This window comes from Methylorubrum suomiense, from assembly GCF_022179765.1.
Classification (GTDB): Bacteria; Pseudomonadota; Alphaproteobacteria; order Rhizobiales; family Beijerinckiaceae; genus Methylobacterium; species Methylobacterium suomiense.
In genome coordinates, this window is record NZ_BPRE01000006.1 from 167,334 (window position 1) to 189,554 (window position 22,221).

At 69.3% G+C, this 22,221-nt stretch carries 19 protein-coding genes; 16 read left to right on the forward strand and 3 right to left on the reverse strand.

Translation table 11 applies throughout. The features are described 5' to 3' along the window. The first annotated feature begins 46 nt into the window (after positions 1-46). The 11 genes from MFF26_RS11405 to MFF26_RS11455 all read left to right on the forward strand — a co-directional run bounded on the left by MFF26_RS11405 (position 47) and on the right by MFF26_RS11455 (position 13,764). Positions 47-3,103 carry an efflux RND transporter permease subunit gene (locus tag MFF26_RS11405; protein WP_137828608.1) on the forward strand — a complete coding sequence of 1,019 codons (3,057 nt, stop codon included), beginning with the start codon at positions 47-49 and terminating at the stop codon, positions 3,101-3,103. 37 nt (positions 3,104-3,140) lie between these two features. Then, complete coding sequence (locus MFF26_RS11410; RefSeq protein WP_137828609.1) at positions 3,141-3,992, forward strand: DUF2490 domain-containing protein; 852 nt, start codon at positions 3,141-3,143, stop codon at positions 3,990-3,992. 246 nt (positions 3,993-4,238) lie between these two features. Continuing rightward, positions 4,239-5,573 (forward strand): MFS transporter, encoded by a 1,335-nt coding sequence (locus tag MFF26_RS11415; RefSeq protein ID WP_137828700.1) that lies wholly within the window; start codon positions 4,239-4,241, stop codon positions 5,571-5,573. A 109-nt stretch (positions 5,574-5,682) separates the two neighbouring features. Continuing rightward, complete coding sequence (gene cyoA / locus MFF26_RS11420) at positions 5,683-6,816, forward strand: ubiquinol oxidase subunit II (protein WP_238307995.1); 1,134 nt, start codon at positions 5,683-5,685, stop codon at positions 6,814-6,816. Positions 6,817-6,854: 38 nt separating this feature from the next. Next, positions 6,855-8,864: a cytochrome o ubiquinol oxidase subunit I gene (gene cyoB / locus MFF26_RS11425; RefSeq protein WP_137828611.1), complete on the forward strand. Its 2,010-nt coding sequence runs from the start codon at positions 6,855-6,857 to the stop codon at positions 8,862-8,864. Between the two features lie 77 nt (positions 8,865-8,941). After that, positions 8,942-9,517, forward strand: a complete 576-nt coding sequence (gene cyoC, locus MFF26_RS11430; protein WP_238308031.1) for a cytochrome o ubiquinol oxidase subunit III — start codon at positions 8,942-8,944, stop codon at positions 9,515-9,517. Beyond that, on the forward strand, positions 9,514-9,921 hold the full coding sequence (gene cyoD, locus MFF26_RS11435; RefSeq protein ID WP_137828613.1) for a cytochrome o ubiquinol oxidase subunit IV: 408 nt from the start codon (positions 9,514-9,516) through the stop codon (positions 9,919-9,921). The genes cyoC and cyoD overlap by 4 nt, the downstream gene beginning before the upstream one ends. A 10-nt stretch (positions 9,922-9,931) precedes the next feature. Beyond that, the gene (locus MFF26_RS11440) at positions 9,932-10,654 is read left to right on the forward strand and encodes an SURF1 family protein (protein ID WP_137828614.1); all 723 of its coding nucleotides are present in this window, start codon (positions 9,932-9,934) and stop codon (positions 10,652-10,654) included. Between the two features lie 370 nt (positions 10,655-11,024). Next, the gene (locus MFF26_RS11445) at positions 11,025-11,324 is read left to right on the forward strand and encodes a hypothetical protein (RefSeq protein WP_238307996.1); all 300 of its coding nucleotides are present in this window, start codon (positions 11,025-11,027) and stop codon (positions 11,322-11,324) included. Between the two features lie 185 nt (positions 11,325-11,509). Continuing rightward, positions 11,510-12,235, forward strand: coding sequence for a TVP38/TMEM64 family protein (locus MFF26_RS11450; RefSeq protein WP_137828616.1), 726 nt, complete (start codon positions 11,510-11,512; stop codon positions 12,233-12,235). Next, complete coding sequence (locus tag MFF26_RS11455; RefSeq protein ID WP_137828617.1) at positions 12,232-13,764, forward strand: phospholipase D-like domain-containing protein; 1,533 nt, start codon at positions 12,232-12,234, stop codon at positions 13,762-13,764. Before MFF26_RS11450 ends, MFF26_RS11455 begins: the two co-directional genes overlap by 4 nt. Before the next feature lie 169 nt (positions 13,765-13,933). Here MFF26_RS11455 and MFF26_RS11460 read toward each other — a convergent pair whose 3' ends face one another. The 3 genes from MFF26_RS11460 to MFF26_RS11470 all read right to left on the reverse strand — a co-directional run bounded on the left by MFF26_RS11460 (position 13,934) and on the right by MFF26_RS11470 (position 16,681). Next, positions 13,934-14,542, reverse strand: a complete 609-nt coding sequence (locus MFF26_RS11460) for a phosphatase PAP2 family protein (protein ID WP_137828618.1) — start codon at positions 14,540-14,542, stop codon at positions 13,934-13,936. A 154-nt stretch (positions 14,543-14,696) separates the two neighbouring features. Next, entirely contained in the window at positions 14,697-15,752 is a 1,056-nt protein-coding gene (locus MFF26_RS11465; RefSeq protein WP_137828619.1) for an asparaginase, read from the reverse strand. 104 nt (positions 15,753-15,856) lie between these two features. Next, entirely contained in the window at positions 15,857-16,681 is an 825-nt protein-coding gene (locus MFF26_RS11470; protein WP_137828620.1) for an endonuclease/exonuclease/phosphatase family protein, read from the reverse strand. Between the two features lie 211 nt (positions 16,682-16,892). Here MFF26_RS11470 and MFF26_RS11475 point away from each other — a divergent pair, with 211 nt between their 5' ends. The 5 genes from MFF26_RS11475 (at position 16,893) to MFF26_RS11495 (ending at position 22,216) form a co-directional block, all read left to right on the forward strand. Further along, positions 16,893-17,780 carry an N-acetylmuramic acid 6-phosphate etherase gene (locus MFF26_RS11475; protein ID WP_137828621.1) on the forward strand — a complete coding sequence of 296 codons (888 nt, stop codon included), beginning with the start codon at positions 16,893-16,895 and terminating at the stop codon, positions 17,778-17,780. Continuing rightward, positions 17,777-18,793, forward strand: coding sequence for an SIS domain-containing protein (locus MFF26_RS11480; protein WP_238307997.1), 1,017 nt, complete (start codon positions 17,777-17,779; stop codon positions 18,791-18,793). Before MFF26_RS11475 ends, MFF26_RS11480 begins: the two co-directional genes overlap by 4 nt. Continuing rightward, positions 18,790-19,995 carry an N-acetylglucosamine-6-phosphate deacetylase gene (gene nagA, locus MFF26_RS11485; RefSeq protein WP_238307998.1) on the forward strand — a complete coding sequence of 402 codons (1,206 nt, stop codon included), beginning with the start codon at positions 18,790-18,792 and terminating at the stop codon, positions 19,993-19,995. The genes MFF26_RS11480 and nagA overlap by 4 nt, the downstream gene beginning before the upstream one ends. Positions 19,996-20,026: 31 nt before the next feature. Then, positions 20,027-20,290, forward strand: a complete 264-nt coding sequence (locus MFF26_RS11490; RefSeq protein ID WP_137828624.1) for a hypothetical protein — start codon at positions 20,027-20,029, stop codon at positions 20,288-20,290. Between the two features lie 84 nt (positions 20,291-20,374). Beyond that, the gene (locus MFF26_RS11495; protein WP_238307999.1) at positions 20,375-22,216 is read left to right on the forward strand and encodes a glycoside hydrolase family 15 protein; all 1,842 of its coding nucleotides are present in this window, start codon (positions 20,375-20,377) and stop codon (positions 22,214-22,216) included. The last annotated feature ends 5 nt before the right edge of the window (positions 22,217-22,221 follow it).

The following is a 22,221-nucleotide window of genomic DNA, read 5'->3' on the forward strand; positions in this document are numbered from 1 at the left end:
CGCCGCGTCGGACGGCACGCCCGCTGGCGGAAGAAGGCTCTTTGCCGTGAAGGACTTCAACCTCTCCGACTGGGCGCTTGCCCATCGCTCGCTGGTCTGGTTCCTGATGCTGGTCTGCTTGGCGGCCGGCGCGATGGCGTATGCGGGGCTCGGCCGCGAGGAGGATCCGCCCTTCGCCATCAAGACCATGGTGGTCCAGGCGACGTGGCCCGGCGCGACCATCAAGGACACCCTCGATCAGGTCACCGACCGGATCGAGAAGGAATTACAGCAGATCAACGCGCTCGACTACGTCCGCAGCTACACCACGCCGGGCCAGTCGACCGTCTTCGTGCAGTTCCGCGACACGACGAAGAAGGAGGAGATTCAGCCGGCCTTCTATCAGGTGCGCAAGCGACTGGGGGACATCCAGCACACCTTCCCGCAAGGGGTGCAGGGTCCGGCGTTCAACGACGAGTTCGGTGACGTCTACGGCAACGTCTACGCCTTCACCGCCGACGGCCTGACCCACCGGCAACTGCGCGACTACGTCGAGGGCGTGCGCACCGAAATCCTCAAGGTGCCCAATATCGGCAAGACCCTGCTGATGGGCGTGCAGGGTGAGACGATCGACCTCGATTTCTCGACCCGCAAGCTCGCGGGCTACGGCATCGACATCCAAGCCCTGATCAAGGCGCTGCAATCGCAGAACGCGGTGGCCGCTTCCGGCGTCGTCCAGGCGGGGCCGGAGCGCGTGAGCCTGCGCGTCAGCGGGCAATTCTCGTCCGAAGAGTCGCTGCGCAACGTCAACCTCCGCTTCAACGACCGCTTCTTCCGCCTTGCCGACGTGGCCGAGATCTCGCGCGGCTACGAGGATCCGCCCGCCGCCATGTTCCGCGTCGACGGCAAGCCCGCGATCGGGCTCGCCATCGCCATGCGGCCCAACGCCAACCTCCTCAAATTCGGCGAGGACCTGAAGGCGCGCATGCATGTGATCGAGGGCAAGCTGCCCATCGGCGTCGGCATCCACCTCGTCTCGGACCAGCCCAAGATCGTCGAGGAGGCGGTCGGCGGCTTCACCAAGGCCCTCGTCGAGGCGGTGGTGATCGTGCTCTTCGTCAGCTTCGTCAGCCTGGGGCTGCGCGCCGGCCTCGTGGTCGCGATCTCGATCCCTCTGGTGCTCGCGATCGTCTTCGTGATCATGCAGATCATGGGGGTGACGCTCCAGCGCATCTCGCTCGGCGCCCTCATCATCGCCCTGGGCCTCCTCGTCGACGACGCGATGATCACCGTCGAGATGATGGTCGCGCGCCTCGAACTCGGCGACAACCTCAAGAAGGCCGCGACCTTCGCCTACACCTCCACGGCCTTCCCGATGCTCACCGGCACGCTGGTGACCGTGGCGGGCTTCCTGCCGATCGGCTTCAACGGCTCGTCGGCCGGCGAGTACACCTACTCGCTCTTCGTCGTGATCACCGCCTCGCTCCTCGTATCCTGGGTGGTGGCGGTGCTGTTCGCGCCGCTCCTCGGCGTGACCATCCTGCCCAAGAGTGTGAAGCATCATGCCGAGAAGCAGGGCCTGTTCACCCGCATCTTCATGGCGGTGCTGCGGGTGGCGATGCGGCTGCGCTGGATCACGGTCGCGATCTGCGTGGGTCTGATGGCTCTCGCCGTCGTCGGCATGGGCCACGTCCAGCAGCAGTTCTTCCCGTCCTCGGATCGCGCCGAACTCCTGGTCGATCTGACGCTGCCGCAGAACGCCACCATCCGCGAGACGAAGGCGCAGCTCGACCGGTTCGAGGCCAACCTGAAGGGCGATCCCGATATCGAGCGCTGGAGCTCCTATGTCGGGCAGGGGGCGGTGCGCTTCTACCTGCCGCTCGATCAGCAGCTGGCGAACGCCTTCTACGGCCAGATCGTGATCGTGACGAAATCCCTCGAACTGCGCGACAAGGTCATGGCGCGCCTGCAGAAGGTTGGCCGGCGCGACTTCGTCGGCACCGACGTGCTGGTGCAGCCGCTCAATCTCGGACCGCCGGTGGGCCGCCCGATCCAGTACCGCTTGTCCGGGCCGGACATCCAGGAGGTGCGCCGCCTCGCCCTCAAGCTCGCCGACGTGGTGGCGAGCGACAAGCGGCTCGCCGTGCCGACCTTCGACTGGAACGAGCCCGGCAAGGTGCTGCGGGTCGAGATCCTGCAGGACAAGGCGCGTCAGCTCGGCGTGACCAGCCAGGACATCGCCGGCATCCTCAACGGGGTCGTCGGCGGTCAGGCGATCACGCAGGTGCGCGACTCGATCTACCTCGTGAACGTGATCGGCCGGGCGCGCGCCATCGAGCGCACTTCCCTCGACACGCTCCAGAGCCTGCAGGTCACCCTCTCGAACGGCTCCGTCGTGCCGATCCTGGCCTTCGCCCGCATCGATTACGATCTGGAGCAGCCGATCGTCTGGCGCCGGGACCGGGTGCCGACGCTGACGGTGCGCGCCACCATCAATGACGCGACCCAGCCGCCCACCATCGTGACCGCGCTCCAGCCGGCCATCGATGCCTACGTGAAGGCGCTGCCGGAGGGCTACACGCTGGCGATCGGGGGCGCCGTCGAGGAGGCCGGCAAGGGTCAGGGACCGATCGCGGCGGTCGTGCCGGTGATGCTGCTCGCCATGGCCCTGTTCCTGATGATCCAGCTCCAGAGCTTCCAGAAGCTGTTCCTGGTGTTCTCGGTGGCGCCGCTCGGCCTGATCGGCGTGGTGCCGGCGCTCCTGCTGTTCGACAAGCCGATGGGTTTCGTGGCGATTCTCGGCATCCTGGCGCTGATCGGCATCATCGTGCGCAACGCCGTGATCCTGGTCAGCCAGATCGAGGAATGCGAGGCCGAAGGGATGAGCCCCTGGGACGCCGTGGTCGAGGCCACGCGTCACCGCATGCGCCCGATCCTGCTGACGGCGGCGGCCGCCAGTCTCGGCCTGATCCCGATCGCCCGCGAGGTGTTCTGGGGGCCAATGGCCTACGCGATGATCGGCGGCATCCTGGCCGCGACCTTCCTGACCCTCCTGTTCCTGCCCGCCCTCTATGTCGGCTGGTACCGGATCAAGCCGCCGCCGCGGGGTGCGGCACAGGGTTAGCCGGCGAGGCCCCTCTCCCAGCATGCGGGGAGAGGGGATGCACCGCCCAGGGAGGAGCCTGTCGCCGAAGCGTCACAGCGGCGCTGCCACGGCTCCGACGCGGCGCAAAAAGCTGGACCGCGCCGCCGCCAAGCCCGACATCTGGGCCCGTGCCGCAGACGGATTGCGGGCCAACGCCGCGGAAAGTCCCCTCTTGCCCAGCCGGAAGCGCCTCCTCCTCGCCGCCCTGGCCCTCGCATCAGCCGACCCGGCCGCGGCACAGACGACGCAGGACACCCAGCTCTGGCTCAACACCACGCTGTTCGGCAGCCACGGCGACTTCGTCTATTTCGCCGAAGTCCAGCCGCGTTTCGGCAGCGACATCTCCCGGCTCGATCAGCTCATCCTGCGCCCGGCCGTCGGCTGGAAGCTGAACGACGCGCTGACGGTCTATCAGGGCTACGCCCGCGTCGAGAACACGCCCGTGGGCGCGCCGAGCTTTTCCGAGAACCGCAGCTTCCAGCAGCTCAGCTGGGAGATCGGCGAGTTCGCAAAATTCAAGCTGTCCTCGCGCACCCGGTTCGAGCAGCGCTGGCAGTCCGACGGGCGGGACGTGGGTTTTCGGTTCCGCGAGATGCTGCGCGCCTCGCATCCGATTTTCGACGAGGCGAGCGGCCTCAGGGCAGTGGGCTGGAGCGAGGTTTTCGTGGCGTTGAACGACACGGATTGGGGGGCGCAGGCCGGCTTCGACCAGATCCGCACCTTCGTCGGGCTCGAGATCCCGCTCCAAGATAAGGCGCAGGGCAAGTCGACCGTCGAGGTCGGCTACCTGAACCAGACGGTGAACGCCCCGGCCGCACGGGTCGAGATCAACCACATCCTCTCGCTCAACCTATCCCTGCGCTACTGATCGCCCGGCACGGTTCGGGCGAATCACAAAGTAGTCCAATGCTAGCTTAATTATGCATGTGAGGGCTGGATTTAGGGACAAAATGCCCAATCCATGCCGTCGTTGCATGGCCGGACTGCCGGGCCTCCCGCGACGCCGAAACCTCTTTGCGGATTTTATCCCATCCGCTAGGCACGTGCCGAACGCCGCGTGAACACCGAGGACGGGCGCGGCCACAGCATGCGAGAGGCGAGCCGGCTGCCCGCGATGACCACCGAACCCGCAACGGCCAATTCCCGCCCCCTCGAGCGCGACGCCCAGGTGGCCATGAGCCACCACGACGTGAGCCCGAACGACATCGCGCTCGGCGTGGTGATCGGGCGCGCTTCCGAATACTTCGACTTCTTCGTGTTCGGCATCGCCTCGGTGCTGGTGTTCCCGAAGGTGTTCTTCCCCTTCGCCGACCCGCTCACCGGCACGCTCTATTCGTTCGCCATCTTCGCGCTGGCCTTCATCACCCGGCCGATCGGCTCGATCCTATTCATGAGGATTCACGCCCGCTACGGCCGCGGCGTGAAGCTCACCAGCGCCCTGTTCCTGCTCGGCGGCTCGACCGCGGCGGTCAGCTTCCTGCCGAGCTACAACTCCATCGGCCAAGTATCGATCGAACTCCTGGCCTTCCTGCGCATTCTCCAGGGCCTGGCGCTGGGCGGCGCCTGGGACGGGCTCGCCTCGCTGCTCGCCCTCAATGCCCCGCGCGAGCGGCGCGGCTGGTACGCCATGATCCCGCAGCTCGGCGCGCCGATCGGGTTCATGGTGTCGAGCGCCCTGTTCTCCTTCTTCGTCGTCAACCTGACGACGGACGATTTCCTCGACTGGGGCTGGCGCTTCCCGTTCTTCTGCGCCTTCACCATCAACGTCGTGGCACTGTTCGCGCGGCTGCGCCTGATCGCGACGCCCGAATTCACGCGGCTCCTCGACAAGGGCCATCTCCAGCCCGTCGGCATCGTCGATCTCGCCCGGCACCATGCCCTCGATGTGTGGATCGGCGCCTTCGTGCCGCTGGCGAGCTTCGCCCTGTTCCACCTCGTGACGATCTTCCCGATCGCCTGGAACACCCTGCACAGCGATCGCTCGGCGGGCGACTTCCTGATGGTGCAGTTCTCCGGCGCCATCATCTGCGCCGGCGCGGTCGCTGCCTCGGGGCTGATCGCCGACCAGATCGGACGGCGCAACATCCTCATCATCACCGCCGGCCTCATCGCCGCCTTCGCCTTCGGCTCGATCCTGGCGCCGCTGATCTTCGGCGAGAACGCCATCGGCCAGACCATCTACGTCAATATCGGCTTCATGCTGCTCGGCCTGTCCTATGGGCAGACCGCGGGCGCCGTGACGTCGCGGCTCGGCACCCGCTACCGCTACACCGGCGCGGCCCTGACCTCCGATCTGGCCTGGCTGTTCGGCGCGGGCTTCGCGCCCCTGGTCGTGCTGTATCTCTCCAACGAGTACGGCCTCGCCGTCGTCGGCGTGTACCTGCTGTCGGGCGCGCTCGCGACGCTACTGGCGCTGTCCCTCGACCGCTCCGAAATGCGGCAGATGTGATGATCCCGTCCCGGCCCTGGCGCCGGGACGAACCGAACGCGGTCGCCGCGGCGCGACCCATGAGATGGAACGAAGACCCGTGGCAGGACCCCCGGTGATACCCTCGGCCATGCAGACTTCCCGCCTCCCCGGACACGGCGCCCGTCGGCTCCTGCGCGGCCTGCTGCTGCTGCCGCTGCTGCCGCTGCTCGCGGGCTGCAACCTGCAGGTCATGTTCCCCTCGGGCGACGTGGCGATGCAGCAGCGCAATCTCGTCGTGGCCTCGACCGGCCTGATGCTGCTCATCATCCTGCCGGTGATCGCGCTGACCCTGCTGTTCGCGTGGCGCTATCGCGCCTCGAACACGGCGGCCCGCCACGATCCCGATTGGGACCACTCGACCGCGCTCGAGGTGGTGATCTGGACCGCGCCGCTGATGATCATCATCGCGCTGGGCGCTCTCACCTGGATCAGCACCCACACCCTCGATCCGTTCCGGCCGCTCTCGCGCCTGGAGCCCGGCAAGCCGGTCCCGGCCGAGACCAAGCCGCTCGAGGTCCAGGTCGTCGCACTCGATTGGAAATGGCTGTTCTTCTACCCAGAATACGGTGTGGCGGTCGTCAACGAGGCGGCGGCGCCGGTGAACCGGCCGATCACCTTCAGGATCACCGCCTCCTCGGTCATGAACGCGTTCTACATCCCCGCGCTCGCTGGTATGATCTACGCCATGCCCGGCATGGAGACCAAGCTGCACTCGGTGATCAACAAGGAAGGCGAGTATAACGGCCTGTCGTCGCACTATAGCGGCACGGGTTTCTCGCGGATGACCTTCAAGTTCCACGGCCTCGAAAACGATGGCTTCGACGAGTGGATCGCCAAGGTGAAGAGCGAGGGCAAGGACCTGTCGCGCGATGCCTATCTCGAGCTGGAGCGCCCGAGCGAGCAGGTGCCGGTGACCTACTATTCCTCGGTCGCCGACGGCCTGTTCGGCTCGATCCTCGGCATGTGCGCCATCCCCGGGAAGATGTGCATGCACGAGATGATGGCCATCGACGCCAAGGGCGGTGCCGGCAAGGACAGCCGCGAGAACGTCGAGCGGCTGCAATACGACAACCGCCACGCCGAGCGCGGCGACGAGGCACCGGGTGCCAACGGCCCCGCCTCGCACCACGCGCCGCGCAGCGACAAGCCGTCCGAATCCAAGGACCACGGTCCTCACGGCAAGGGCGAGAACTCGCCCGCGCCCAACCAGCTCAACAACTGATCCGTCGGCGACGCCAAGTCCCCTAACGAGACGATCCCATGTTCTCTGACACGGACCTCCAGAAGCTTCTCTTCGGGCGCCTGACGCTCGCGGACATCCCGTATCACGAGCCGATCCTGCAGGTGACCTTCGCGGGCGTCGCCGTGGGCGGCCTCGCGGTGCTCGCCGCCATCACCTATTTCCGGTTCTGGGGCCCGCTCTGGCGGGACTGGCTGACCTCGGTCGACCATAAGAAGATCGGCATCATGTACGTGGTGCTGGCCCTCGTCATGCTGCTGCGCGGCTTCGCCGACGCGATGCTGATGCGCGCCCAGCAGTCCGTCGCCTTTGGGGCCAACGAAGGCTTCCTGCCGCCGCATCACTACGATCAGATCTTCACGGCCCACGGCGTGATCATGATCTTCTTCGTGGCGATGCCGTTCGTCACGGGTCTGATGAACTACGTCGTGCCGCTGCAGATCGGCGCCCGCGACGTCGCCTTCCCGTTCCTCAACAACTTCTCCTTCTGGATGACGGTCTCGGGCGCCGTCACCATCATGATCTCGCTGTTCGTCGGTGAGTTCTCCCGCGCCACCTGGCTCGGCTACCCGCCGCTGTCAGGGGCCGACATGAGCCCGGGGGTCGGCGTCGACTACTGGATCTGGGGCCTGCAGATCGCGGGTATCGGCACGACATTGTCGGGCATCAACCTGATCGCGACCATCGTGAAAATGCGCGCGCCCGGCATGTCGATGATGAAAATGCCGATCTTCACGTGGTCGTCGCTGTGCACCAACGTGCTCATCGTCGCCGCCTTCCCGATCCTCGGCGCCGTCCTCGTGCTGCTGACGCTCGACCGCTACGTCGGCACGCACTTCTTCACCAACGACCTCGGCGGCAACCCGATGATGTACTTCAACCTCATCTGGATCTGGGGCCACCCGGAGGTCTACATCCTCATCCTGCCGGCCTTCGGCGTGTTCTCGGAGATCATCTCGACCTTCTCCGGCAAACGTCTGTTCGGCTACACGTCGATGGTCTACGCGCTCGTCGTCATCACGATCCTGTCCTACCTCGTTTGGCTGCACCACTTCTTCACGATGGGCTCGGGCGCCAACGTGAACTCGTTCTTCGGCATCACGACGATGATCATCTCGATCCCGACGGGTGCCAAGCTGTTCAACTGGCTGTTCACGATGTACCGCGGCCGGATCCGGTTCGAGGTGCCGATGCTGTGGGCCGTGAGCTTCATGGTCACCTTCACCATCGGCGGCATGACAGGCGTGCTGCTTGCGGTGCCCCCGGCCGACTTCGTGCTCCACAACTCGCTGTTCCTGATCGCCCACTTCCACAACGTGATCATCGGCGGCGTGCTGTTCGGCATGTTCGCGGGCGTGAACTACTGGTGGCCCAAGGCCTTCGGGTTCAAGCTCGATCAGTTCTGGGGCAAGGTCAGCTTCTGGTTCTGGACGATCGGCTTCTACGTCGCCTTCATGCCGCTCTACGTGCTCGGCCTGATGGGCGTTACCCGCCGCTCGCAGCACTTCGACGATACCTCGCTTCAGCCCTGGTTCCTCGTCGCGGCGCTGGGCGTGGGCCTGATCGCGCTCGGCATCGGCGCGATGATCGTGCAGTTCGCCGTCTCGATCAAAAATCGCGAGGCCCTGCGCGATGTGACCGGCGACCCGTGGGGCGGCCGGACGCTGGAATGGTCCACCTCCTCGCCGCCGCCGGACTACAACTTCGCCTACACGCCGGTCGTGCACCAGCTCGATGCGTGGTGGCAGATGAAGGCCCGCAACTTCCGGCGGCCGGTGACGGGCTTCCAGTCGATCCACATGCCGAAGAACACCGCCACCGGCGTGATCCTCGGCGTGATCAGCATCGCCTTCTCGTTCGCGATGATCTGGTACATCTGGTGGCTGGCTGCGCTCACCTTCGCGGCGACGCTGGTGGTCTCGATCGCCCACACTTTCAACTACAACCGTGACTACTACATCCCGGCCGAGACGGTCGTCCGCACCGAAGGGCAGCGGACCGATGCGCTGGCCGTGGCGGGACGGACCTGATCGAGATGGCGACGTACGCAACCGACGCGCTGCACCGGGACCCGGTGGCGGAAGCCGACGAGCTTTCGTTCCAGGACATGGGTCACGAGCATCACCCGGAAGGGAGCACGATGCTCGGCTTCTGGCTCTACCTGATGAGCGATTGCCTCATCTTCACGGTGCTGTTCGCGACCTACGCCGTGCTCGGCCGCAACTACGCGGCCGGGCCCTCGCCCAAGGACCTGTTCGACCTCAGCCTCGTCGCGGTGAACACCGCGATGCTCTTGTTCTCCTCCATCACCTACGGCTTCGCCATGCTGGCGATGGAGCGCGGCGACCAGAGCAAGACGCAATTGTGGCTGGCCGTCACCGGCCTGTTCGGCGCGGCCTTCATCGGCATCGAACTCTACGAGTTCGCCCACCTGATCCACGAAGGTGCCACGCCGCAGCGCAGCGCCTTCCTGTCCTCGTTCTTCACCCTGGTCGGCACCCACGGCCTCCACGTCACCTTCGGCCTGATCTGGCTCGTGGTGCTGATGCTGCAGGTGCAGCAACGCGGGCTGATCGTCGAGAACCAGCGCCGGCTGATGTGCCTGTCGATGTTCTGGCACTTCCTCGACGTGATCTGGATCGGCGTCTTCACCTTCGTCTACCTCATGGGAGTCCTGCAATGAGCGGCGCGAGCGGTCACGCCGCAAACCACGGTCAAGCTCACGGTCACGGTGATCACGGCCACGGCGCCGTGCACGGCCACGGCTCGTTCAAGGACTACGTGACAGGCTTCGTCCTGTCGGTGATCCTGACCGCGATCCCGTTCTGGCTGGTGATGGGCGGCGTGATCGCCGACAGCCTGATCACCGGAATCGTCATCCTCGGCTTCGCCATCGTGCAGATCATCGTCCACATGATCTACTTCCTGCACATGAACACGAAGTCGGAGGGCGGCTGGACCTTCCTGGCGCTCATCTTCACCGTCACCATCGTCGCGATCACCCTCAGCGGCTCGATCTGGGTGATGCACCACCTCAACACCAACATGATGCCGATCACCGCCGACGACGCGCGCCACGCGCCGTAAGCCGGGGCCGATGTCGCGAGGTGTCAATGTCCGGCGGGCCGTCCTGGCGCTCGCCGGGCTCGGCCTCGTCGGCGTCTTCCTGGCGCTCGGCACGTGGCAGATCCAGCGCCGGGCGTGGAAGCTCGACCTGATCGCTCGGGTCGAGGCACGCCTGCACGCGGAGCCCATCGCACCGCCCCCGCCCGCCGAATGGGCGCATCTCGACCCGGATAAGATCGAGTATCGCCGGGTCCGCCTCTCGGGTCGCTTCGCGCACGATCGCTCGGCCCTGGTCCAGGCTCTCACCGAACGCGGCGGCGGCTTCTGGGTCCTGACTCCGCTCGTGCAAGCCGATGGCACCACCGTGCTGATCAATCGTGGCTTCGTTCCCGGCGACCGCAAGGAGCGGGCCGATCGGGCCGTTGGCGAGACGACGGACGAGGTCACCGTGACCGGCCTGTTGCGTCTGCCGGAGCCCGGCGGCGGTTTCCTTCGCCACAACGATCCGGCCAGCGACCGCTGGTACTCGCGCGACGTGGCGGCCATCGCCGCCGCGCGGGGCATCGGTCCGGTCGCGCCCTACTTCGTCGATGCGGACGCCACCCCCAATCCCGGCGGCCTGCCGATCGGCGGCCTCACGGTGGTCGCTTTCCGCAACGACCACCTCGTCTATGCTCTGACGTGGTACACGCTGGCCCTGATGAGCGCGGCCGCATCGATCTACGCCCTGCGGCGACCGCGCCCGGAGGTCTGACCGCCCTTTTGCTCACGGCGTGTCCCGCGCCAAGCGTAATCTGCAAAGAAGTTTTCCAGTCGTGCTGCCTCCGAGCCGGTACACCACCGTGCTTGGCTGTTATTCCTAAATTGCGGTTATCGATTCGCAACGGGCGCCGGGATCGCGCCCTGCGATGAAAAAATGTCCAAGAAATCCCACCGTTCAATCACGGAATGGGAAACCGTCGGACGATCGGGGGTTTGGCTCAGTATCCTCATCGAGCGGAGCAGACATGCACGTGCCGCCTGCCCGAGACAATTCGAGTCCGAAGCCGGCGGATCTTTCGCTTCGTCCGGCGGGCGATCGGTCCAGTCCCGTGCCGGCTCCTCTGGCAGGGCTGATCGTCAGCATGGATCGGACGCTCGCCCGTCTCGCCGACGAAGGGGGTGGACGCGCCGAGATGCACGCCCTGCGCAATCATTTGTCCGACCTCTGTGTGCTGACCGAGGAAGCGCCGCGCATTCTACGGGCGGTCGATCGGCTGGTCTGCGCGGGTGATCGGCTCGGCGAGGCCGTGCTGGCGACCCGCGGCCGCGATTGGCGCGCGTCCCGGCTCGTCAAGGCCAGGGCGGCCCTGGCGGCCCTGGAGCGGACCTTGTCCGGCGCCCGCCCGAGCCGGATCGCCACCCGCCTCCAGCGGGATTGGTGAGGCGGCCCGTCGCGTCCCGATCCGAACGCGGCTGAATCCTCGTGCCGGATCTTGAATCCGGCACACTGCTGAAGGTTCTTGCGCCACATCGGCTATTTTCCGAAAGCCGGCTCCCACCTTTCGGGCCGATGCTCTAGAGCCGGGCTACGATCGTTCCGCGTCCCGAGCCTCCGAGCCGCCCCCTCATGGACAATGCCCGAAGCTGGGTCCGCACCGGGCTCCTGACCGGCGCCGCACTGGCCGTCTGCGTGGGCGCCTGGATCCTCCTGCCGGTCGAGGACTGGCTGCGGGTCTTCTCACGCTGGGCCAACGGCTTCGGCCCCTACGGCCTCCTCGTCTTCGGCGTGCTGTTCTTCCTGGCGACGCTGTTGATCGTGCCGGGGACGCCGCTCACCATCGCGGGCGCCGTCGCCTATGGCTGGGCGGTGATGCCGGTGATCCTGGTCTCGGCGACACTGGGCTCCTGGCTCGCCTTCTTCGCCGCCCGCCACCTGTTCCGTGAGCGGGTGCGGGCCCTCATCGCCCGCAAGCCGGGACTGAAGGCCACGGTGGAGGCGGTGGGCGACGGCGGCTGGCGGCTGCTCACCCTGATGCGGCTGAGCCCGTTCGTGCCGTTCAACGCGCAGAACTACGTCCTCGGGGTGACGGATGTCCGCACCTCCGCCTATCTGGTCTCGACGGTGATCGGCATGCTGCCGGGCACGGTGGTCTGCGTCTATCTCGGCGCCATCGGCCGCCGGGCCGGCGGCGACGAGCCGACCCACTGGATCACCCTCGGTCTCGGGCTCGTTGCCACCGTCGTGGCGGTGGAACTGACCCGGCGGCGGGTGAAGGCCAAGCTGGAGAGCGCCAAGATGGACGGAGCGAAGGGCAGGATGGGCAAGGCGGACGGGACCGGCGCGGGCGCATGAGACGGGACATCGAGGCGGGGGAAGGCTCCGCCGCACCCGAGGGCTGGCTGAGGCCGGGCGTGACCTGCTGGCGGCGGGAGCGGGCGCATCGCGCCGCCGTGCTGCATGACGGCGCCGCCTATTTCGCGGCCGCCCGCGGCGCCCTGGTGAAGGCGCAGAAGACCATCACCCTCATCGGCTGGAGCTTCGATCCGCGGGTGCGCCTGCTGCCGTCCGCGGGCGATCCCGATTCCGACCAGACCCTGGCGGATCTCCTGCGCGCCCTGAAGGCGGCGCGGCCGGACCTGACGATCCGCATCCTGATCTGGGACATGCCCTGGCCGATCTCGGCGGGCAACGACCACACCCCGGAGAGCGTGCGCGCGAGCCTCGGGCCCGGCATCGATTTCCGCATCGACAACACGCTGCCCTTCGGCGCCTGCCAGCATCAGAAGATCCTGGTGATCGACGACGCCGTCGCCTTCTGCGGCGGCAGCGATTTCGAAGTGAACCGCTGGGACACGCCGGCCCACCGCGACCGGGACCCGCGGCGCCGACTGCCCTCGGGCGAGGATTACCCGCCCCGTCACGACGTCATGATGCTGGTGGACGGCCCCGCCGCGGGGGCGCTCGCCGACCTCGCCCGCGAGCGCTGGCGCCGCGCCACCGGCGAGGTGCTCGCGCCGCCCACCCCCGCCGAAAGGGGCGTCGATCCCTGGCCGGAGACGGTCGCGCCGCTGCTGACGGAGGTCGAGGTCGCGCTCTCGCGCACGGAGCCCGCCCAGGATGGGCGCGACGCCGTCGCCGAGAACGCGGCGCTCTACCTCGCGACGATCCGCGGCGCGCGGGAATTCCTCTATCTCGAGAACCAGTACCTCGCCTCGCCGGTGGTGGCCGACGCACTTCGCGCACGCCTCGCCGAGCCGGACGGCCCCGAAATCGTGATCGTCCTGTCCGAGCGAAGCCCCAACGGCTTCGACCAGCTGACCATGGACAGCGCCCGCCGCGGCCTCATCAAGGGCCTGCGCCGGGCCGACCGGCACGGGCGCCTGCGGGTCGTCGCGCCTCATACTCCGAAGGGTCAGCCGATCCTGATCCATTCGAAGGTCGCGATCATCGATCACCGCTTCCTGCGGATCGGCTCGACCAACCTCAACAACCGCTCCTTCGGCTACGACACCGAGTGCGACCTCTCGATCGAGTTGCGCGCCGACGATGCAGCGGGCCGCGCCGCCCTCGACCGCGTGCTGCACGCGCTGCTCGGCCATCACGGCGGCTGCCCCTCGGACACCTTCGCGCAGGCCTATGCCGAGCGGGGCACGCTCCGCGCCGTCATCGACGATCCCGCGCTGATGCCGTCGCCGCGTCTCTGCACGCTCGTCCCCTCCCACCGTGGCCCGATCGCCCGCTTGGTCGAGGCGTATCACCTCGGCGACCCGGCCGGCTCCGAGGACGCCTGGCGCCCGTGGCGGCGGCGCAAGGTGCTGCGCCGGGCGCGCGCGGCGATTGCGGTGGAGACGGTGCCCCCGGTGAAAACGGTGGAAGCGTGATGGATCTGGGGGGAAGTCCTCAGTGTCGAATCTAGAATACTTCCCCAAGTTATTGTGATGCCTCGGTTTCTTCACGAAAGCCGGCACCCACATCTCGGGCCGATGCCCTAGGTTATTGTGACGCATCGGCTTTTTCCGAAAGCCGGCCCCCACCTTTCGGGCCGATGCGCTAAGCCTCCGGCCAGCGCGCCGAGATCACCCGGTCCGTCACCGCCTCCGCGGCCACGCCAATGGCCGCGCCCACCGCCACGTCGACGGGGAAATGGGCGCCGCGCACGAGTTGCACCGCGACGACGCCCGCGGCGGTCGCGTAGGCCGCACCCGCCAGTTCCGGCCGGGACCGGGCCACCGCGCGGGCGACCGCCGTGCTGAGCGCGGCATGGCCCGAGGGAAAGGATTGCCACGGCCCGTCGTTCGGCCCCATCGGGCCACGGACATAGCGGCCGGTATCCATCAGGACGTTGGGCCGGGTGCGGTGGAGCGTGCGCTTCAGGCTGGTCTTGACGAGGCTTGCCAGCGTCCCGGCGGCGAGCATCCGTCCGCCGGTCGCGGCGAGCGCGCGGTCGCGCGTGAGCAGGCCCCAGGCGAGGGTGCCGGCGGACATCGCCAGCAGCGACTCCCAGCTGCCGACCTCGCCCGCGGCGATGACCGTGGGCATGATCGGATGATCCTTGGCTCCCGCCAGCGCGACCCCGGCGCGGATATCCGCGGCTTCCATCGCGCCGACGGAGTCCGCCGCCCGTTCGGTCGCAGTCTTGATGTCGTTGCGCGCAAGCATGGCCCCCAACGCGCGAACCGAGCGGATCGATGCTTGGCCATTCTCCGCCAGCTCCAGGCGTCCACAGCCACGTCCGCAGGCGCGTCCGCGGCCTACCGTGTTCGCTCCGCGCCCAGCGATCCGGTGCCGTCGCTCCTGCCGGGCGCTGGCCGCCTCAGCGGTCGAACAGGGCCTGCAACGCCCCGCGGTCCTTGTTGGTCGGCAGGGCGATCAGCGTGAGGATGCGGGCCTTGTCCGGGGTCAGGTCGCCCGCGAACACGGCCCCGGCCTTGCGCAGGGTGCTGCCGCCGCCCTTGAAGCCGTAGACCGGCAGGGCGCGGCCGTCATAGACCTTGGTCGCCACGATCACCGGCACGCCCTTGGCGATGACCTCGGCGATGGCATCGTGCATCTCGGCGTTGACGTTGCCCCAGCCATAGGCCTCGACCACGATCGCCTCGGCGCCGCTCTCGGCGGCGTGGCGGACCTGGGAGCCGTCGGCACCGGCATACATCGCCACGAGATCGACCCGCGGCATCCGCTCGGGCAGGGGCAGCGTCTGCCGCCGCAGCGACTTGCGGCTGAACACGACCCGATCCTCGTCGACGTAGCCGAGGATGCCGGCATCGCCGGAATCGAAGGTCTCGACATTGCTCGTATGGGTCTTGCGCACCTCGCGGGCGGCGTTGATGCGGTGGTTGAGCGTCACCGTCACGCCCATCTCGGCGGCGCCCTCGGTCAGGATCTGGCGGGCGGCGTTGAGGAGGTTGCGCGGGCCGTCGGCATCGGCGTCCGAGGCGTTGCGCTGGGCGCCCACCAGAACCACGGGCTTGGTGCTCGTCAGGGTCAGGTCGAGGAAATAGGCGGTCTGGTCGAGGGTATCGGTCCCGTGCAGCACGATCGCGCCGCGGATCTCGGGATCGGCCAGGATCGCGTCGAGGCGGCGCGCTAGGGCCGGCCATCGGTCGGGCCCCATATAGTCGCTCGGCACATTGCTGAACTCGGTCACCTGAATCGTGGCGATGTCCTTCAGCTTCGGCACCGCCGAGACGAGATCCTCGCCCGAGAGCGCGGGCACCGGCGCATGGGTCTGCGGGTCGAGCTTCATCGCGATGGTGCCGCCGGTCGCGACCACGGCGATCTTCGGCGGCGCGGCGGCGGCGGGTCCGGCGCCAAGGGTGGCGGCGGCCATCAGGCCGAACGCGGTCAGGTTGCCGATCGTCTTGGTCATCGTCGCAGTCCCGTTCACGGTCGCACGGATCGCCCGGTATAGCGATCCGGGTCGCGAAAGGGATCATTCCTTTCGCGGATCCGGGGCAGCGCCTGGGGACCCCGTCACCGGTCGTCGAGACGGATGTCGGCGAACACCGGCAGATGATCGGAGGCGCGGCGGGGCAGGGGGCCATCGACCACCGCCAGGCGCTCGACGGTCAGCCCCTCGCCGACGAAGACGCGATCGAGGCGCAGCAGCGGGAAGCGGCTTGGGAAGCTCGCCCCACCGCGGCGGCCCTCATTGCGTCCGGCAATGCGACGCGCGTCGGTGAGGCGGCGGGTGAGACGGTGATAGGCGCGGGTCCAGCTCGTTGCGTTGAAGTCCCCGAGCAGAACGGTGGGGGCGCGGCAGGCGGGATCGCCGAGCCAATCGGCGCCGAGCAAAGCCTCGGTCTGCGCGATGCGCTCCGCCCCGAGCAGGCCGAGATGGGTGGTGACGACCTGCAACCGCAGGGCGCCGACCGCGATCTCGACCCAGAGGGCACCGCGGGGCTCCAGCCCCGGGCGCCGGACGAGGCCGGGCAGGGGACCGGCCCGCATCAGCCGCGAGGGGAGGCGGGTCAGGATTGCGTCGCCGTAGCGCTCCTCCTCGATATGCAGCGCCGGATGGAAATGCGGGGTCATGCCCAGCAACCGGGCGATCTCGTCGGCCTGATCGAGGCCGCCGGTGCGCGCCCGGCCGACATCGACCTCCTGCAGCGCGACGATGTCGGCCCCCGTGGCGGCGATCACCTCGGCCACCCGCTCGGGCGCGACCCGCCCGTCGGTGCCGCGGCAATGGCGGATGTTGTAGGTGAGGATCCGGACTCGGCTGCCCGCCACGGTCGCGGGCTCCGGCCCGGTCCCGGCGGCGCCCGCCCGTCCTTCCGCGATTGCCCCCTGATCCACGCGCGCTCCCGATTGCCCCCGCCACCGTGCGGGGCCGCGCGAACCGAACGCCGCGGGACGCGAACCGATCCCTCGCGCCAGCTCTCGCGTCTTGGCCCGGCCGCGCCATATCGGGGCGGACGCGGCGGTGCGGGATCGCGCGGCGGCGCGGCGACTTGTTGGGACGTGAGGCCGAGGACGGGCCGGTTGGACGGGCGAGGGTGACGGGAGAATGAGGACCGAGGACGCCAGTGCCCGCTACGCCGATCTCGACGCCTGGGCGGGCGGCGACATCCTTCAGGCGTTGTGGGAGGGACAGCTCGCCGCCGTCGCGGCGGTGGGTCCCGCGCTTCCCGCCATTCAGGCGGCGGCCGCGGCGGCGGAGGTCGGCCTGCGCGCCGGCGGCCGCCTCGCCTATGTCGGCGCGGGCACTTCGGCTCGCATCGGCGTGCAGGACGGGGCCGAATTGCCGCCGACCTTCGACTGGCCGGGCGAGCGCCTGGCCTTCGCCATCGCGGGGGGCGAGGGCGCTCTGCTCAGGGCCGTGGAGGATGCCGAGGATTCGGGCGAGGCCGGGGCCGCCTGGGTCGTCCGCGCCGAGATCGGACCGGGCGACGTCGTGGTAGGACTGGCCGCGAGCGGGACCACGCCGTTCACCCTGGCGGTGCTCGCCGCCGCCCGCGCCCGCGGGGCGGTGACGGTGGGCATCGCCAACAATCCCGGCACGCCGATCCTGGAGACGGCCGAGCACGGCATTCTCGCCGCCACGGGCGCGGAGGTTCTGGCGGGCTCGACCCGGCTGAAGGCCGGGACCGCGCAGAAGGTGATCCTCAACCTGTTCTCGACGCTGCTGATGATCCGCCTCGGCCGGGTCTATCGCGGGCGCATGGTGGCGATGCGCTCCACCAACCGGAAGCTCCGGGCCCGCGGCATCGCCATGGTGGCCGAACTCGCCGGCTGCGACGCGGGCGTCGCCGAGCGGGCGGCGGCGGAAGCCAACGGCGACGTGAAACTCGCGGTGCTGATCGCGGGCGGCGCGAGCCGCGAGCGGGCCGAGCGCCTGCTCGCCCGCCACGACGGCAACCTGCGCCGGGCACTGGCCGAAAGGGGCGGGGAATGACCGCGACACCGACCTTCATGGCGCGGGAGATCGCCGAGATCCCGCGGGCCGGCGAGCGTCTCCTGGCGGCGGGGGACGCGGCGCGCCTCGCCGAGGTCCTGAAATCGCGGGAGATCCCGTTCGCGGTGATCTGCGGGCGTGGCAGTTCCGGGCATGCTGGCGTGGCCCTGCGCTACCTCATCGAGACCCGGCTCGGCCTGCCGGTCTCGGCCTCGGCGCCCTCCGTGGTGACCGGCTACGCGCGACCCCCACTGGTCGCCGGCGCGCTGTTCGTCGTCGTCTCGCAATCGGGCCGCTCCCCCGATCTCGTGGCCGCGACGGAGGCCGCCCGGGCCGGCGGCGCACTCACCCTGGCCCTCGTCAACGATCCCGATTCGCCGGCGGCACGGGCGAGCGATCTCGTCCTGCCGATCCTGGCGGGGCCCGAGAAAGCAGTGGCCGCGACCAAGACCGTGACCAACTCGATGATCGCGGGCGCCGCCCTGGTCGCCGCCTGGGCCGACGACCAGGATCTCGCCGCCGGCCTCGCCGCCCTGCCCGGGCGTCTCGACGCCGCGCTCGCCCTCGACTGGTCGGATTGGGGCGCCGATCTCGACGGGGCGCCGGCTGCCTTCGTCACGGGGCGCGGCCATGGGCTCGGCACCGTGCGCGAGATCGCCCTAAAGCTCGCCGAGACCCTGCGGCTCCCCGCCCTCGGCTATTCCGCGGCCGAACTGCGCCACGGGCCGCGCGCCTCGGTCTCGGCATCGACGCCGGTGCTGGCCCTGCGCCAGGCGGATGAACTGGCCGAAGGCATCGACGCGCTGGTGCGCGACCTGCGGCGCGACGGGCTGCGGGTCCGGGCCTGCGGCGGGCCGGCGGGCACGCTGCCCTGGCTCGGCGACGGGCATCCGGCCTGCGATCCCATCGCCATGCTGGTGCCGGCCTACCGCGCCATCGAGGCGCAGGCCCGTCGCCGCGGCCTCGATCCGGATGCGCCCGTGGGCCTGACCAAGGTCACGGAGACCCTGTGAGCGAGGCGCCGGACCATGCCATCGCCGCCGCGCGCGTCTTCGACGGCGAGACATTCCTGAACGACCGCACGGTGCTCCTGCGCGGCGGCCGGATCGCGGATGTCACCGCCGATCCGCCGACGGGCATCGCGACGACGCGCCTGCCGCCGGGGGCGATCCTGGCGCCGGGCTTCGTCGATCTTCAGGTCAATGGCGGCGGCGGCGTACTCCTCAACGACGACAGCAGTCTCGCGGGCATCGGACGCCTCGCCGCCGCCCATCGCCGCGGTGGCACCACCGCCCTCCTACCGACCCTGATCACCGACACCCGTCCCGCGATCGCCCGCGCCATCGAGGGGGTCGCGGCGGCGATCGCCGCGGGCGTGCCCGGCATCCTCGGAATCCATCTCGAAGGGCCGTTCCTGAGCCCGCACCGGATCGGCATCCACGATCCCGCCCGTCTCGCCCGCTTCGGCGAGGGCGATGCGGCGCTCCTCGCCGGTCTCGGCGCGCGGGGCCTCACCCTCGTGACGCTCGCGCCGGAAGAGGTGCCGCCGGGCGCGGTGGCCGACCTCGTCGCCCGCGGTGTCCGCGTCTGCGCCGGCCACACCGCCGATGACGGGGCGGCGATCCGGCGGGCGCTGGCGGAGGGGCTCACCGGCTTCACCCACCTGTTCAACGCCATGTCGCAGATGGGCCCGCGGATGCCCGGGGCCGTCGGAACGGCGCTCGGCGATGGACATGCCTATGCCGGCATCATTGCCGACGGCCACCATGTCGGCGATCTCCAACTCCGGCTGGCGCTGACCCTGCTCGGCCGCGACCGCCTGATGCTGGTCACCGACGCGATGCAGCCGGTGGGCGATCCCGGCGGCAGCGACGGGTTCACCCTGTTCGGCCGACGCATCCGCCGCGACGGCGACCGGCTCAGCGGCGAGGACGGCACCCTGGCGGGCGCGGCCATCACCATGATCGAGGCGGTGCGCCACATGAGCCGGCGCGGCGGCGCCACATTGGCCCAGGCCCTGGCGATGGCCTCGCTCACCCCCGCCCGCTTCCTCGGGCTCGACGGCCGGATGGGCCGGATCGCACCGGGATACGATGCCGACCTCGTGGCGCTGGGGCCGGATCTGACGGTGGAGGAGACGTGGATCGGCGGCCGGGTCTCGGCAGCGGGCCGACGCGGGAACACCGTCGGCCCGGCGCGGTTCGCCCCTCGGTAAGCTCACAGACCCGTGATCGGAGAGCGCCCCGATGCCGAACCCGAAACGCTTCTTCCCCCTCGCCCTCGCGGCGGGGCTTCTCCTCGGCGGGGCCACGCTCGCGCCGGCCCAGGACGGCAACGCCAATGCCGGCAGCGGGCTCTCGCCGGGGGCGAGCGCCACCGGCAACGACCGCTCGGCCGGCGTGAACAACGGCAATTACCGGCCGCCGGGCAGCTACGGCACGCGCCGCTCCCTGCGCTCCGGCTTCCATCGCTCGCGCCGCCTCGCTCCGCACCGCCGCCGTCACCGCTGACGGGCGCCGGACACGCCCGGGTGTCGCAGGGAGCAACTTGGCCTCATTCCGAACGTTGCCGCGCCGCGCAACCGGGACGAGGCCGTGACGGACAGACCTATCGCCGACTACGCCGTGATCGGCGATACCTGCACCACCGCCCTCATCGCCCGCGACGGATCCCTCGACTGGCTGTGCTGGCCCCGCCACGACGGGCCGGCCGTGTTCCTGGCACTGCTCGATCGTGACGCGGGCGGCACCTGCCGTCTCGTCCTCGACGGCCTCACCGGCACCGAACGCCGTTATCGCCCCGGCACCAATATCCTGGAGACCATCCTCACCACGCGGACCGGCCGGGTCACGCTGATCGACTTCATGCCGATCGCGCGCCACGAGCCGGTGCCGGAGGAGGGGCCGGACGGGCATCCCGAGGGCCGAGTGGTGCGCCGCCTCGTCTGCGAGTCCGGAACGGTCTCGGGGCATTGGCGCGTGCGGCCGACCTTCGACTACGCCCGCGCCGCGACCGAGGCGACGGGACAGGCCGATGGGAGCATTCTGTTCCGCGGCGGCGGCGACGCGATGCAGGCGGCCGCGTCGATCCCGCTGACGGTCGGGGAGGGCGCGGCCGAAGGCGGGTTCGCCCTCTCCGACGGGGAACGGGTCGACCTCGTCCTCGCCCATGGCGCGGAGGGCGCGGCGGGGCTCGACCGGGTCGAGGCCTGGCTCTCGGCGACGGAGGATTACTGGTGCGAATGGTCGGGCCGCTGCACCTATCGCGGGCCCTACCACGAGACGGTTCTGCGCAGCGCGCTGACCCTCAAGCTCCTCACCCACGCCCCCTCCGGCGGCATCGTCGCCGCCGCCACCATGGGCCTTCCCGAAGCGGTGCCGGGCAATCGCAACTACGATTACCGCTATGTCTGGATGCGGGATGCGAGCTTCACCGTCACGGCCTTCGTCAATCTCGGCTACGATCGCGAGGCCGCGGAATTCCTGCGCTTCATGCGCGACGCCGATCCCAGCCGGGGCCGCCATCTCCAGCTAATGTATGCCCTCGGGGGGCCGATGCCGGAGGAGACGCTCCTCGATCACCTGCGCGGCTGGCGCGGCACCCGCCCCGTGCGCCTCGGCAATGCCGCCAGCGACCAGCGCCAGTTCGACATCTACGGCGAATTGCTCGTGGCCCTGCACCATTATCTGGAGGCGGTCGCGTTCGATCCGCCGGTCAAGGTCAACGACCATCTGCCGGAGGTCCTGGCCCACCTCGCCGGTCACATCATGGATGTGCGCCATGAGCCCGACCACGGCATCTGGGAACTGCGCGGCCCCATGCGCCAGATCCTGCACACCAAGGCAATGCTCTGGGTCGGGCTCGATTGCGCGGTGCAGATCGCCCGCTCCGATTCCAGCCACCGCCTCGCCGCGCCGGACCAGATCGCGCGGTGGGAGCGCGAGGCGGAGAGCATCCGGGCCGAGTATCACGCCGAGGGCTGGAACGCCGACTTGGGCGCCTACACCATGGATTACGGCTCGACCGATCTCGACGCGGCGGTGCTGCGCGCCGTGCTGTTTCGCGCCTTCGACGGGCATTCGCCGCGGGTCGCGGCCACGCTGGATCGGGTCGGCGAGCAGCTCGGTGCGGGCGACCTGCTCTACCGCTACCGCCTGGACGACGGCCTGGAGGGACAAGAGGCGACCTTCACCGCCTGCGCCTTCTGGCGGGTCGGCTGCCTCGCCATTGCCGGACGCCAGGACGAGGCGACCGCCCTGTTCGAGAGGCTCGTCGCCCGCGGCAATGATCTCGGCCTGTTCGCCGAGGAGATCGATGCCGAGACCGGCGAGCAGCGCGGCAACGTCCCCCAGGGCTTCACCCATATGGCGATCATCAACCACGCGGTGCGTCTGGCGCAGACGCAGGACACGGAACGCTCCCCCGCGGATACCTGAAGACC